Annotated in this window: 14 protein-coding genes; 1 reads left to right on the forward strand and 13 read right to left on the reverse strand. The window is 58.5% G+C overall.

Annotated elements, in window-relative coordinates; translation table 11 throughout:
• Positions 1 to 44 precede the first annotated feature (44 nt).
• On the reverse strand, positions 45 to 338 hold the full coding sequence (gene sciP / locus ACR0IK_RS03185) for a CtrA inhibitor SciP (RefSeq protein ID WP_480640423.1): 294 nt from the start codon (positions 336 to 338) through the stop codon (positions 45 to 47).
• A gap of 129 nt (positions 339 to 467) precedes the next feature.
• Here sciP and mnmA point away from each other — a divergent pair, with 129 nt between their 5' ends.
• Positions 468 to 1,613: a tRNA 2-thiouridine(34) synthase MnmA gene (gene mnmA / locus ACR0IK_RS03190; RefSeq protein WP_480640424.1), complete on the forward strand. Its 1,146-nt coding sequence runs from the start codon at positions 468 to 470 to the stop codon at positions 1,611 to 1,613.
• Here the strand turns inward: mnmA and ACR0IK_RS03195 are convergent.
• The 12 genes from ACR0IK_RS03195 to ACR0IK_RS03250 all read right to left on the reverse strand — a co-directional run bounded on the left by ACR0IK_RS03195 (position 1,610) and on the right by ACR0IK_RS03250 (position 12,811).
• The gene (locus tag ACR0IK_RS03195) at positions 1,610 to 2,191 is read right to left on the reverse strand and encodes a cadmium resistance transporter (protein WP_480640777.1); all 582 of its coding nucleotides are present in this window, start codon (positions 2,189 to 2,191) and stop codon (positions 1,610 to 1,612) included. The genes mnmA and ACR0IK_RS03195 overlap by 4 nt on opposite strands.
• Positions 2,191 to 3,348, reverse strand: a complete 1,158-nt coding sequence (gene lpxB / locus ACR0IK_RS03200; protein WP_480640425.1) for a lipid-A-disaccharide synthase — start codon at positions 3,346 to 3,348, stop codon at positions 2,191 to 2,193. Before lpxB ends, ACR0IK_RS03195 begins: the two co-directional genes overlap by 1 nt.
• Entirely contained in the window at positions 3,348 to 4,142 is a 795-nt protein-coding gene (locus ACR0IK_RS03205) for an LpxI family protein (RefSeq protein ID WP_480590901.1), read from the reverse strand. Before ACR0IK_RS03205 ends, lpxB begins: the two co-directional genes overlap by 1 nt.
• A gap of 4 nt (positions 4,143 to 4,146) precedes the next feature.
• Positions 4,147 to 4,932 (reverse strand): acyl-ACP--UDP-N-acetylglucosamine O-acyltransferase, encoded by a 786-nt coding sequence (lpxA, locus tag ACR0IK_RS03210; protein ID WP_480590899.1) that lies wholly within the window; start codon positions 4,930 to 4,932, stop codon positions 4,147 to 4,149.
• Entirely contained in the window at positions 4,929 to 5,402 is a 474-nt protein-coding gene (gene fabZ / locus ACR0IK_RS03215; protein WP_170398715.1) for a 3-hydroxyacyl-ACP dehydratase FabZ, read from the reverse strand. Before fabZ ends, lpxA begins: the two co-directional genes overlap by 4 nt.
• Before the next feature lie 71 nt (positions 5,403 to 5,473).
• Entirely contained in the window at positions 5,474 to 6,040 is a 567-nt protein-coding gene (locus tag ACR0IK_RS03220) for an OmpH/Skp family outer membrane protein (RefSeq protein ID WP_480640426.1), read from the reverse strand.
• 24 nt (positions 6,041 to 6,064) lie between these two features.
• Positions 6,065 to 8,425 carry an outer membrane protein assembly factor BamA gene (bamA, locus tag ACR0IK_RS03225; protein ID WP_480640427.1) on the reverse strand — a complete coding sequence of 787 codons (2,361 nt, stop codon included), beginning with the start codon at positions 8,423 to 8,425 and terminating at the stop codon, positions 6,065 to 6,067.
• Between the two features lie 128 nt (positions 8,426 to 8,553).
• Positions 8,554 to 8,682: a hypothetical protein gene (locus tag ACR0IK_RS03230; RefSeq protein ID WP_480590893.1), complete on the reverse strand. Its 129-nt coding sequence runs from the start codon at positions 8,680 to 8,682 to the stop codon at positions 8,554 to 8,556.
• A gap of 89 nt (positions 8,683 to 8,771) precedes the next feature.
• Entirely contained in the window at positions 8,772 to 10,124 is a 1,353-nt protein-coding gene (gene rseP, locus ACR0IK_RS03235; RefSeq protein ID WP_480640428.1) for an RIP metalloprotease RseP, read from the reverse strand.
• Between the two features lie 4 nt (positions 10,125 to 10,128).
• A complete protein-coding gene (gene dxr, locus ACR0IK_RS03240; protein ID WP_480640429.1) occupies positions 10,129 to 11,301 on the reverse strand; it encodes a 1-deoxy-D-xylulose-5-phosphate reductoisomerase in 1,173 nt (390 codons plus the stop codon).
• On the reverse strand, positions 11,301 to 12,083 hold the full coding sequence (locus tag ACR0IK_RS03245) for a phosphatidate cytidylyltransferase (protein ID WP_480640430.1): 783 nt from the start codon (positions 12,081 to 12,083) through the stop codon (positions 11,301 to 11,303). Before ACR0IK_RS03245 ends, dxr begins: the two co-directional genes overlap by 1 nt.
• Positions 12,080 to 12,811, reverse strand: a complete 732-nt coding sequence (locus ACR0IK_RS03250; protein ID WP_480590885.1) for an isoprenyl transferase — start codon at positions 12,809 to 12,811, stop codon at positions 12,080 to 12,082. Before ACR0IK_RS03250 ends, ACR0IK_RS03245 begins: the two co-directional genes overlap by 4 nt.
• Between the last annotated feature and the right edge of the window lie 8 nt (positions 12,812 to 12,819).

Here is a 12,819-nt window from a genome sequence, read left to right on the forward strand (position 1 = left end):
GAGCCTGCTCAAAAATGGTTAATCTGACGTTACCGTTGAATCATTTATTCACTTTCGCCTATAGGTTGTCGATATTTTTTTAGCGCGGTGACTTTCAGAGCATCCGTACCGTGGTCCGCGACCGCAGAAACCCACGAGTTGAACTCCTCATCACTCAGCCCATATCGGTTCTTGGCGTCAGACAGGGTAATCAGCCCATAAACCACGCCCCGAACGACAATCGCCTTGCGCGAGGCCACCCATCGGGTCGTATCTTCTGGCGGCAGGTCGGCGCGCGATAAAACCGTTCCATCCGGCAAGGTTACGGACCTTGGTCCTTCTACTTTGTGCAAATACATCTTTCGGTCCTCTTCGTGCTGCGACAAAGCTGACACCAGCCTACTTAATGCAGAGTGAAACCGCCCCTTGAGAGTGTGTAGAATTTTCCTATATTCTGCCGGTCTTTCTTAACCCGCACTGGAATCGTCATGGCACTCGACACCGAGACACCGCTGAACTCGCTTGGCTTTGCCAAACCCCCGTCGGAAACTCGGGTGGTTGTTGCCATGTCGGGCGGCGTGGATAGTTCCGTTGTGGCGGCCCATCTGGCCGATCAGGGCTATGACGTGGTGGGCGTGACGCTGCAGCTCTATGATCACGGAGCAGCGCTGGCCAAAAAGGGTGCCTGCTGCGCGGGGATCGATATTCATGATGCGCGCCGCGTGGCCGAAGAGCGTGGCTTTCCCCATTACGTCCTGGACTATGAGAACATCTTCAAGGACGCGGTGATTGACGAGTTTGCGGACAGCTATCTGGCCGGTGCAACACCAGTGCCGTGCATTCGTTGCAACGAACGGGTGAAGTTCAAGGACCTGCTGGAAACGGCCAAGGACCTTGAGGCCGACTGCATGGCAACCGGTCACTATATCCAGCGCAAGATGGGGCCGAATGGTCCGGAGTTGCACAGTGCCGAAGATGCAAACCGGGATCAGTCCTACTTCCTGTTTTCGACCACGCCCGAGCAGCTGGACTTCCTGCGCTTTCCGCTGGGCCATCTGCCCTCGAAAGACGCAACCCGCGAGATGGCGGCGCAATACGGGCTGGCCGTGGCCGACAAGCCCGATAGTCAGGACATCTGTTTCGTGCCCGATGGCAACTATGCCAGTGTGATCGAGAAACTGCGCCCTGGTGCTGCGGAACCCGGTGAGATCGTGCATGCCGATGGCCGCGTACTGGCACAACACAACGGCGTCATCCATTACACGATCGGTCAGCGGCGTGGTCTGGGGATCGGCGGCCTGAGCGAGCCGCTCTACGTGGTCAAGCTGGATGTTGACAAACAGCAGGTTGTTGTCGGTCCGAAAGAGATGCTGGCTACGCGCACCATTCCGGTGCGCGAGATCAACTGGTTGGGGGATGAGCCCTTCACCTCACGCGATGAATGGCATGTGTCGGTCAAGGTCCGCTCGACCCGTCCCCCGCGCGAGGCGATCATCCGCCCCCTGTCCGACACCATGGCCCAAGTCGAACTGCTAACGCCCGAAGAAGGTGTTTCACCGGGCCAGGCCTGCGTGTTCTATGCTTCGGAAGGCAGCCGCATCTTTGGCGGCGGCTGGATCTGGCGCGGCTATTAAACCGCGTCGGTCCACGAATTACTGAGGATGTAAAGTCCAGCGCAGATCATAACGTAAGGTACCAGTCGCTCCAGTCGTCGAGCCAGAGCGCCGCTCATGAACGGCGCTTTTGATCCAAATAGTGCGACCGTGGCCAGGCTGGCTGCAGCAAGCGCTGCGCCGATCACGCCAGCAGTCCGAAAGCTGGGGGCCGAGTCGGCCAGTAGAGGCGCCAGTACCGCGAATGTGTCCATCGACAGGCTGATGAACAGCAGCGTGACCATGATCACCGATGCCCCGGTTTCCAGATTGGGATTTGTCTCGGTTTCTTTCCCGCTTTTCCTCCGGAGCAATGCCAGAATGCCGAGGCTCAGCGGGATCACCCCCAGATAGCCGGCCCAGTGCGGGACCACATCCTCGACCCCCAAGGCCAGCAAAAGCGCCGCGCCGATCACGATCGCCTGCGCCATCAGGAACCCGAAGACCGAACGCTTTGCCCCCGAGACCAACGACAGCGCCAGCAGCGCCGCCAGATTATCCAGATTTGTCAGGATCTGTGCCATGAAGGCCGACAGCCCAAAAAGCGCAAAATCCAACATCACGCGTTCATCCGGGACAGAACCGCTTTGGCCGCCCGCAGTCCGGGCGCCTCGCCGCCGCGTCCGAGCCGCAACATCGTTGTCTCCATGGCCTCGTGCTGCGCATTCGGGTTTGCAGTCACCTGTGAAAGAGCGTCAGCGATCCTGCCCGGCTGGCAGTCATCCAGCAGGCATTCGGGAACTGTGCGGGTCTCCGACACCAGATTGACCAGTGTCACCGTATCGAGGTTGACCATGCGCCTGGCGATCAGGGTCGTGAGCCAGTTGAGGTTATAAGCAATCACCATCGGCGTGGCCTGCGCCGCCAGTTCCAGCGAGACAGTGCCCGAAGCCGCCAACGCCAGTTCAGCCGCTGCGAAAGCGGCCCGCTTCTGTGCGACAGCCTGATCAGAGGGCAGGTTGCGCGGATCTACAACCACCGGATCGCCCGGCCAGCTTTGCACGTGCTGTGCTACGGTATCGACCATATGCGCCACCGCGGGCACTACGACCCGCACGTCCGGCCGGTTTTGCAGGTATTGCTGCAGCGCCTCACCAAAGACCGGGGCCAGTCGATCAATTTCTCCCCCGCGCGAGCCCGGCAGCGCCAAAAGGATCGGCTCAGCGCCGAGATCATAGGCGGCGCGAAACTCTCGGATATCGCCTTCGGTCGCCACCGGTTCACTAGCAACCGGGTGGCCAACGAAATCACATTCCATGCCCGCGCGTTCCATATAGGGCGGTTCGAAGGGCAGCAGCGCCAGAACGTGATCGATCACCTTGGCCATCTTGTCGGCCCGACCCGGCCGCCACGCCCAGACACTGGGGGCCACGTAATGCACCGTCCGGATATCGCTCTGCGCCTTGACGATCTTGGCAACACGCAGCGAGAAGTCAGGGCTGTCGATGGTGATCAGCACATCCGGCTGCGTGTCCAGAACCGCCTGTGCAGTTTCGGCAATCCGGCGTTTGAGATGGAAGAACTTGGGCAGAACCTCGACCAGGCCCATCACCGAAAGCTCGGCCATCGGGAAACGGCTTTCCAAACCCTGCGCCTGCATCAAGGGGCCGCCAACGCCATCGAACTGAACTTCGGGAACGAGGGTTCGAAGCCCCTCGATCAATGAACTGCCCAATCGGTCGCCCGAAGGTTCACCGGCGACCACGAACACCCGCATCAGCTGGCCCGCTCTCGAACGTATAGAAACAGGCCAAGGCGGTTACATTCGTCGAGGACGCGATCCTGCTGCAAAACGATGACGCCACCCTTTTCGATGACGATCCCGGTCAATCCCGCGGCCACGGCAGAGGAAACCGTACCCGGACCAATCGTCGGCAAATCGGCGCGGCGATCCTGATCCGGTTTCGGGGCTTTGAACAGAACCCCGCCCCCCGCATCCGGGCGTTGGGTCAAAGACTGCAACATCCAGTCTGTGCCAAAGATGCTTTCCACCGCCAATGCCTGCCCTTTGGACACGGCACAGGCCTGCCCGATATCCGCCGCACCCATGGCCCGGAGGATACCCGCAGCCCTGTCCGCATCGGCCAGATCATCCTCCGATGGTTGCGCCTCGGTCAGGCACCCAAGCTGCGGCAGCAATGCGGACGCGATCTCATGGGCCGCGCGAACGGTCAACCCGGATTCCTCGAAAATGCCGATTACGGCACGCAAGGCTCCGTCATCCCCGGACATGAGCGCCTGTTGCAGCACCGGGACCAGGGGCATCGTCGCCGCGTCGATACGTGTTGGATCAATCACCGGACGCCGCACCGCGCCTGCCAGGCAAATCTCGGTCACGCCACGCGCTTTCAGATCGGCGATAAAACTGCCTAGCCGTTCCAGCGGAAATACGATGTCCGCGGTCAGGGTGTCGGGCGTGAACCCCTCCATCGCACAGATCACCGGGCGGTCGGCCAGGTGTTTCAACACTTCGCCCGGCAGCGCGCCTGTTCCAGCAATCAGCGCCAACATCGGTCTACTTCCTCGGTGTCAGGAAAGAGCGATCAGACTCTCCGGTCACGAAATCCACGATCCGTTGCACGTATTCGCTTTCGTTGTCGGCACCCACCCGATGAGCGCGCTCCATGAACGTCCCCTCACCCGATGACAATTCGCGGAACGCAGCCCGCAGAGCCGCGATATCCTCGCGCGAAACACCGCGCCGTTTGAGACCCACCAGGTTCAGGCCGTCCAACTCACCCCGAGGGGCCTGAACCAGACCGTAGGGGATCACATCATTGGCAACCATGGTCAGCGCGCCGATGATCGCACCACGACCCACGCGCACCCATTGGTGCAGACCCGAGATGCCACCGACGATCACGTCATCTTCGATGACACAATGACCCGCCGCGCCGGCATGGTTGACCATGATCACCCGATTGCCGATCTGAACGTCATGCGCCACATGGACACCAGCCATTAGCAGACAATCGTCACCGATCCGGGTCACTCCACCGCCACCTTCAGTTCCGGTATTTACTGTCACATGCTCGCGGATACGGTTGCGCTTGCCGATCTCCAACCGCGTATCTTCACCGCCGAATTTCAGGTCTTGCGGAATTTCTCCGATCACCGAGAAATTGAAGATCACCGTTTCATCGCCAACCGAGGTATCACCGGTTACAACAACATGCGACTTCAACTCAACCCGATCGCCCAGCTTGACCTGCGCGCCGATATAGCAGAACGGCCCGATGATGCAGTCTTCACCAATCTGAGCGCCGTCTTCGATAATTGCGCTTGGGTGGATACCGCTCATGTTGTTTTTTCCATGTCCCAATCGACATAGGCCGAGAATTCGGCCTCTGCTGCGATCTCGCCTTCAACGGTCGCTTTGCCGCTGAACTTGAAGATCTTGCCGCCTTTTTTGCCGCGCACGGTTTCAACATGCATCTCAAGCACGTCACCCGGGATCACTTTGCGGCGGAACTTACACTTGTCGATATTCATGAAATAGATCAGCAGCTCGCTGTCGATTACATCCATACCCACGCCCAGCATCACGCCTGCGGTTTGCGCCATCGCCTCGACAATGGTCACGCCCGGCATGATCGGAGTGCCGGGGAAATGGCCCTGAAAATGCGGCTCGTTCATGGTGACATTCTTGATGCCAACGGCCGACTGATAGCCCGAGATATCAACCACCTTGTCGACCAGCAGAAACGGATAGCGATGCGGCAAGATCCGTTGGATCAGCTGAATGTCGGCGCTTTTGGTTTCCGTGCTCATAATGTCGTCGTCCCGTTCTGGATTTCTGTTTGCGGCGTGGTAGCAATACAGCGCCGCAAGGGCAAGCAAACCTATTCGCTGGCCTCGTTTTCGATAGTGCTGCCATCGCCTATCACCGTGTCGATCCGCGTAATGGCCGCATCGGTGATGTCAGTTCGGTCCGAGCTGAGAAAGACACTGGACCGTTCAATGATGATCGACGCGCCAGATTCTCGCAGCAGATCAATCAAAACCGGTTGCACCAACTCAAAGAACCTTTGCCGGGCCTCTTCGCTACGGCGTGCCAATGCGTCCAGCTTGGCGCGTTGCCCTTCCCGGTGAGACTGAACCTTTTCGTCAAATGCATCAGCCAACGGGCGGAATTCATCCGCGGTCATGGTCGCGCGCTGTTCGGTCAACAGCCTTTCTTCCCGGCTCAGCTCGGCCACGATCCGCTCGTTTTCTTCTCCCAGCAGGATACCTTCGGTCTCGATCTCGCGCAGGATTCGCTGCCCAAAGGCCGAGTCGGAAAACAACCGTTCGCTGGACAGAGTCACAACGCTGCTTTGCGGCACCCCCAGTTGCTGCGCCACGACCGGGGCTGCAAAGGCAATAGCTAGAAAAACACACAGGGCCCGAAAAGGGCCCTGCGGTTTCATGAACACATGTTTCAACATTGAGGATCAGAACCGGGCCTGAACAGTCAGGTCAAAGTTCTGCTCTTTGTCGAAGTCCTCTTTCTTCAACGCTTTCGAGAAGTTAAAGCGCAGCGGACCGAAGGGCGTTTCCCACAGAACCGACACACCGATCACGTGACGGATCGAGCCATCTTCGCCAACGATGTCCGCGCCTGCAGTGTTCACGTCATTCAGGTTGTAGAGGTTACCGAAGTCATAGAACACACCACCCCGTAGACCCAGTTCCTCGGGCAGACCCAGCGGGAAGTCTGATTCCAGACGCGCAACCCAGTAGTAGTTGCCCCCGATCGCATCATCCTGTCCGTTAGACAGATCGCGCGGACCGATACCTGCGGGCTCGAAGCCGCGGAAGATGCTGGGTCCCAGAACAAAGCGGTCGAGGGTCCGGCTAAAATCATCGCCGCGCCAGTGCAGCGCACCCACTTCGACGGATGCGCGCAAAACGACTTCCTCGTTCCAGACACGGGTCTGGGCGATGCCGCGGGCGGTGGTTTTGTAGAACTCATTGTCCCCACCCAGCCCGGCCGCATCGACGCCAGCTTCGAACAGCACGCCTGCATTCGGGTTCAGGCCGCCGAGGCGGCTGTCATATACATAGGACAATCCCAAAGAACTGGTCGTGCGCTCACCCTGATCGATTTCCGAGGAAATGACCGCGCCGTTGACCTCATCATCCTGCTGAGTCATCTCGCTGTTTTCCCAGCCATAACGCAACCGAAGCGCGGACAACTCACCAATGGCGTAGCTCAGCTGAGGCCGGAAGAACAACGTTTCAGTGTCATAGCTGGCAAAGCTCGAGTTGGTCGTCGAAAGGCCTAGCCCCACATCGAAGCGCAGTTTGCGCCCTAATAGATAGGGTTCGGTGAAGTCCAGCGTGTATTGCTCCGAATCCTGTGCAGTCGACAGGGTCAGACCAACCGTTTGTCCACGTCCCAGAAAGTTGGTTTCTCGCAGTCCGATCGCGACCCCGAAACCATCGGAAACCGAGTAGCTACCACCCAGGCTCAGAGAGCCGGTCGGTTGCTCTTCTACGTCAACGTCCACAATCACCTGGCTGGGCGAAGACCCTTCACGCGGCTCCACATCTGCAACCGCAAAGAAACCCAGCGCGCGAATACGCTCGGCAGCTTGGCGGATTTCACGCGGGTTGAAGGGGTCGCCCTCAACCGTATCGAACTGACGACGGATCACACGGTCCAGCGTTGTGGTATTGCCCTCGATGTCGATCCGTTCAACAAAAATGCGCGGTCCGCGGGTCAGTACGAACTGAACATCCAGCGTCAGATCCCGCGCGTTGCGGGTCACGCGGGGTTCGACCCGCAGGAAATCTACACCCTGTTTAATCCCCAGACGCTCCATCCGGGCGATCGAGTTTTCAACCAGAGACGGTGTATATGTCACACCCGGTTTGATCTTGAGCGCAGCCTGGTACGGAGCGGGGTCCACACCCGGGATCTCGCTGACCGTGCTGATTTGTCCAAACGAGAATTTCTGCCCTTCTGTGATGTTCATCACCAGGAAAAAGGCGTCCCGTTCACGGGTGAACTCAACATTCGCGCTGTTGATGCGGAAATCCACATAGCCGCGGGACAGGTAGAAATCCCGAATGACCTGTTTATCGAACTCGATCCGGTCGGCGATGAAAGTATCACCGCTGAGGAACGTCCGCAGAATGTTGGCCTGCTTGGTTTCCAGAACCCGGCGCAGACGACGATCGGAATAGGCGCGGTTGCCGACAAAACTGACGCGCTCAACTTCGATCGTGGTACCTTCGGCGACTTCGAAAACCAGATCGACCCGGTTGTCGCTGCGGCGGATGATGCGCGGAATGACCGTGGCGGATACACGCCCCTGCGACGAGTATATCTCGGCGATCAGATCCGCATCGGTTTCCGCGACCTGAGGCGTGAAGACCCGCCGGGACTGCGAGGTGATCGCTTCCAGCAGCACCTCATCCTTGACACGCTGGTTGCCCTCGATGCTGATCTGGTTGATCGTCGGATATTCCTCGACTTCAATCAGCAGCGTACTGCCGCGCGGGGTCAGTTCGACTGTCTCAAAAACACCACTGTCAAGCAAACGCTGATAGGCATCGTTCAGCTCGCCGGCAGTTACGGACTGCCCCGGTTCGATGCCTGTGCGCGCGATAATCGTCGATGTTTCGATGCGCCGGTTACCTTCGACATCGAATGAATTTATGACAAAGTTTTGCGCCCACGCAACCTGCGGAAACGGCACAAAACCTATCAATGTCAAAAGGAAAATATACGTTAGTGACCGCCACAAAATCTTGTTTTCCGGCTTCTGCCCCCCGCAGGATGTGCCCGCGCCTCGCCTATCAGTCATTTTTTTCACTACCCAATATTTTTGGACTTTAATGCTGAGTAGCGAGAATATTTATCCTTGTCAAAAGACCAAAAAACAAAGCGGCCGAAAGGGCCGCCTCAAGTGGTTTTCACGACTGGTGCTGAGAATCACATCGTTATCAGGTAAGCCCAGCCGCCCATCGCAACAGCGGTCGCGCCGAAAAACAGCAGCATGTCCCAGTTCAACACGAACAGGTATCCAACACTTTCGGCTGATTTACGCAGAGCCTTTGACATCACAACCTCTGACACATTTACTTTTCGCAGCAGAACTTACGCCCGAAATGGGGCGGAATTGCGGCATCTTCATGCAACGCGCGCCACAATCAGCAGAACAAATCGTTCGTCACTGAAAAGACCATCAACCCAAGGATCAGTGACACGCCGACCCCCATCAGAACCCGTAGCACGGCGTCGCTGGGTGGTTTACCCGCCACGGCCTCATAGGCGTAGAAAATCAGATGGCCACCATCCAACGCTGGAATGGGGAACAGGTTCAGCAATCCAACGGCAGTCGAAAGAACCGCAATAAAGAATATGAAGTTCTGCGCACCCTGACTGGCCATTGCGCCCGAGGTTTCGGCAATACCGATGGGACCGGACATGTTACAAGTACTGATCGCCCCGGTGATCATGTGCCAGACGCCCGACAGCGATCCGTCGATGATGCGCCAAGTCTGCCGCACGCCACCGGACAGGGAGGCTACCAGGCCCGCTGGTTCGGTCGCCGGTTCCAGGGCCATCCCACCAACAATCCCAATGCGCCAATGGGTCACAAATCCACCTTCGGGCTTTGGCTCATCGGTGCGGCGTGGCGCCAGCGCGAACTCAAGTTCGGCCCCGTCGCGCCAGACATCCAGCAGTAGAACCTTACCGTCCGAGCCTTCCACATGCTCCTTGAGCTGTTCGAAGGCGAAAACCGGTTCTCCGTTGATCGCCGTGATCACATCGCCGGATTTAAGGTCGATATCCATAGCTGCGCTGCGCGGGGCAACCTGCTGGATCAGCGGCGGGAACAGCCAGGGGCCGGACACATCCATCGTTTGCCCGTCGCGGATCACTGTGTAATCCAGCTCGGGCTCAACCGGCAAAGCGTCGGTGAAATCGGACCAGGCCCCCTGCTGATCGAAATTAGGCACAGGGACGCCCGCGACGGCAACGATCTCATCCCCGTCCCGCAGCTGCTGTTCCGTACCCGGCAGAGAATACAGCTTGCCAACGGTCAAGGGTTCGCGGGTCACGCCCTGAGAAAAGAATATCAAGCCGAACACCAGAATGGACATCACAAAGTTGAACGCAGGACCCGCTGCAACCGTGGCCGCACGCGCCCACAATGGCGCGCCATGCATAGTGCGGCGCAGCTCTTCGGGGCTTTGTTCGATGATTTCCATCATCGTCTGTTCGTCCTTGCCTGACGCGGCGTTGGCATCGCCCAGAAACTTGACATAACCGCCAAATGGCAGCGCGGCGATCTGCCATCGGGTGCCGCGTTTGTCGACGCGGCTCCACAGCACCGGACCAAACCCGATCGAGAACACCTCGGCATGGATGCCGGACCACCGCCCCACTATATAATGGCCGTATTCATGCACCGCGACGATGACGGACAGCGCAATCACAAAGGCGAAGATGGTATACAGCAGGTTGCCGAATTGAGGGATCAGAGAGATTAGGTCCAAGTTTTTATCCTGCAGACTGGATGGCGGCCTCGTCGGCCCACTTACGTGCCAAATGGTTCGTTTGCAGCACGTTATCAAGGTCTAATTGGGCATCAAGAAGGCCGTCTGACGCCTCAAACCTGTTCAGAACCGCCTCGACAATATCAGCCATTTCAAGAAAGCCGACACGACGCGCGATAAAGTGATCCAAGGCGCGCTCTTTGGCGGCGTTGAAAACGGCGCCGGACAGGCCGCCCCGCTGCATCACATTGCGGGCCAGACGCAAGGCCGGATAGCGTACCTCGTTCGGCTCCTGAAACCGCAATTGACCCAGTTTGGCAAGGTTCAGGCGTTCAACCGGCAGATCGCGTCGGTCCGGCCAGTGCAACGCGTACCCAATCGCGTGCCGCATGTCAGGCGCGCCCATATGGGCCATGACAGCCCCGTCATTAAAACCGACCAGCGAGTGCACGATGGATTCAGGATGAACAAGCACTTCGATCTGATCCGGCGAGACGCCGAAGAACTCTTTGGTTTCAATCAGCTCCAGCGCTTTATTGAACATCGATGCACTGTCGATGGTGATCCGCTGCCCCATGTTCCAGTTCGGATGGTTCGAGGCCTGTTCAACCGTGGCGCTGGCCAGATCGCTCAGCGGCCAATCGCGGAAGGCACCCCCACTGGCGGTGATGATGATCCGCTCTACAGCGTCCATATCTTCGCCTACCAGAGCCTGGAACACCGCCGAATGTTCACTGTCTACCGGCAGGAGGCGCGCATTGTGATCCCGCGCTGTTTCCAGTACCAGCGCCCCGGCGCAAACCAGTGTTTCCTTGTTGGCAAGTGCCAGCGTCGCGCCCTGTTTCAGCGCCTCAAGCCCCGGCGGCAACCCAGCGGCTCCGACAATAGCGGACATAACCCAATCGGCTGGCCGCGCCGCAGCCTCGGTCAAGGCCGCCTGCCCCGCCGCGGCCTCGACACCGCTTCCGGACAGTGCGACACGCAAATCCTCAAGCCGATCTTCATGCGCGGTCACGGCCACGTCGGCCTTAAGGCGACGTGCATCTTCGGCCAGTTTTTCGATATTCGTCCCGCCGGTCAGCGCCACAACGTCATAGGCTGACGGATCCCGGTCGATCAGATCAATGGTGTTCTGCCCGATCGAGCCGGTTGCACCAAAAATCGAAACTTTGCGCATTACATGCCCCCGGGGGAATAGATCAGGCCCGCGATCAGAACAAACAAGGCCGCGCCCATCATGCCGTCGAACCGATCCAGAAAGCCGCCGTGGCCCGGGATCAGGTTTGAGCTGTCTTTAACCCCAAACTTCCGCTTGGTTGCACTTTCGACGATGTCCCCGGCCTGACTGGCCATCGAGGCAAGCACCGAGATCGCCACAAACATGATACCGAAGCCAGCATGGATCGCGAAAACTGTGCCAACAATGGCCGCCGCAGCCCATCCGCCAGCGGTCCCCGACCATGTCTTCTTGGGGCTGACCTTGGGCCAGAATTTCGGGCCACCTAATGTTTTGCCAACAAAATACCCGGCCACATCCGTTGCGACCACCACCGAGATTAGCCACACCATCCAGCCAAACCCCATGTTCTCGCGGATCGAGATGAAGCCTAGGCCAGCCGCTGCAATCCAGATCGCAAACAGCGCATAGGTCGTTTTGGATCGGCTGATCTGCCCGGCCCCAACCAGGGCCGGAGCAATCAAGACCGGCAATTTGTAAAGCGGCGGCAGATGATAGCTGAGCAGAACTGCAACCCCGGTCAGAATACCAAGCTGCAAGGCCGCCCCGGTTTTGTCCGGGTCGATCATTCGCACCAGTTCCCAAATCATAAGACCACAGGCTATCGCGATGAAGGTTTCGAACCATAGCCCACCCAGCCAGACCTCGACCGAGCCTACAAGGACCAGCACAACAGCCGATAGAACCCGGGCGGTCAGGTCAGACCATCGGCCGTCACTCATGCCGGAACTGCCCCGAAACGACGTTCACGGGATCCGAAATTACGGCACAAGTGCTCTAACTCAGCCGCAGTGAAATCTGGCCACAGGGTGTCAATGAATTCATATTCGGAATAGGCCGACTGCCAGAGCAGAAAGTTTGAAATCCGCGCCTCTCCGCTGGTTCGGATGACCAGGTCCGGATCAGGAAGAACGTGCGTATCCAGATACTTGGGCAGCGTTTCCTCATCCACATTTTCTGGGAGGAGACGCCCTTCGGCCACGTCCCGCGCCAGCCGTTTGGTGGCGCGCGCTACCTCATCCCGCCCGCCGTAATTCAGGGCAACAGTAAGATGAACCAGGTCGTTTTCTTTGGTTTCCTCTTCCAGCGTATCCATCAACTCTGTCAGCTTCTTATCGAGCCGCACCCGGTCCCCGATAAAGCGTACCCGAATCCCGTTTTTTTTCAGGGTTCGGGTTTCCTTGATGATATAGCGCCGAAAAAGGCTCATTAGCCCAGCGACCTCGGCCTGCGTGCGCTTCCAGTTCTCTGTCGAAAAGGCAAAAACTGTCAGGTATTTGATCCCAAGCCCCGGGCAGGCCTCGACCACTTCGCGTACACGTCGCGCCCCGGCGTGGTGGCCGAACAGCCTTGGCCGACCACGCGCCTGCGCCCAGCGACCGTTTCCGTCCATGATAATAGCGACATGGCGCGGCCCGTTCGCTGGCTCAGTATGTGGGGCGTTGAGCATATCCCGGT

It is taken from the genome of Ruegeria sp. BF7 (assembly GCF_056538605.1).

Excerpts from the sequence above, each read along its gene's own strand:
- dxr (WP_480640429.1), bottom strand. The coding sequence starts at position 11,301 with ATGCGCAAAGTTTCGATTTTTGGTGCAACCGGCTCGATCGGGCAGAAC.
- ACR0IK_RS03205 (WP_480590901.1), bottom strand. The coding sequence starts at position 4,142 with ATGTTGGCGCTGATTGCTGGAACAGGCGCGCTGCCGGGCGAAGTGTTG.
- bamA (WP_480640427.1), bottom strand. The coding sequence starts at position 8,425 with ATGACTGATAGGCGAGGCGCGGGCACATCCTGCGGGGGGCAGAAGCCG.
- sciP (WP_480640423.1), bottom strand. The coding sequence starts at position 338 with ATGTATTTGCACAAAGTAGAAGGACCAAGGTCCGTAACCTTGCCGGAT.
- mnmA (WP_480640424.1), top strand. The coding sequence starts at position 468 with ATGGCACTCGACACCGAGACACCGCTGAACTCGCTTGGCTTTGCCAAA.
- ACR0IK_RS03195 (WP_480640777.1), bottom strand. The coding sequence starts at position 2,191 with ATGTTGGATTTTGCGCTTTTTGGGCTGTCGGCCTTCATGGCACAGATC.
- lpxB (WP_480640425.1), bottom strand. The coding sequence starts at position 3,348 with ATGCGGGTGTTCGTGGTCGCCGGTGAACCTTCGGGCGACCGATTGGGC.
- ACR0IK_RS03230 (WP_480590893.1), bottom strand. The coding sequence starts at position 8,682 with ATGTCAAAGGCTCTGCGTAAATCAGCCGAAAGTGTTGGATACCTGTTC.
- fabZ (WP_170398715.1), bottom strand. The coding sequence starts at position 5,402 with ATGAGCACGGAAACCAAAAGCGCCGACATTCAGCTGATCCAACGGATC.
- ACR0IK_RS03250 (WP_480590885.1), bottom strand. The coding sequence starts at position 12,811 with ATGCTCAACGCCCCACATACTGAGCCAGCGAACGGGCCGCGCCATGTC.
- ACR0IK_RS03245 (WP_480640430.1), bottom strand. The coding sequence starts at position 12,083 with ATGAGTGACGGCCGATGGTCTGACCTGACCGCCCGGGTTCTATCGGCT.
- ACR0IK_RS03220 (WP_480640426.1), bottom strand. The coding sequence starts at position 6,040 with ATGAAACCGCAGGGCCCTTTTCGGGCCCTGTGTGTTTTTCTAGCTATT.
- lpxA (WP_480590899.1), bottom strand. The coding sequence starts at position 4,932 with ATGAGCGGTATCCACCCAAGCGCAATTATCGAAGACGGCGCTCAGATT.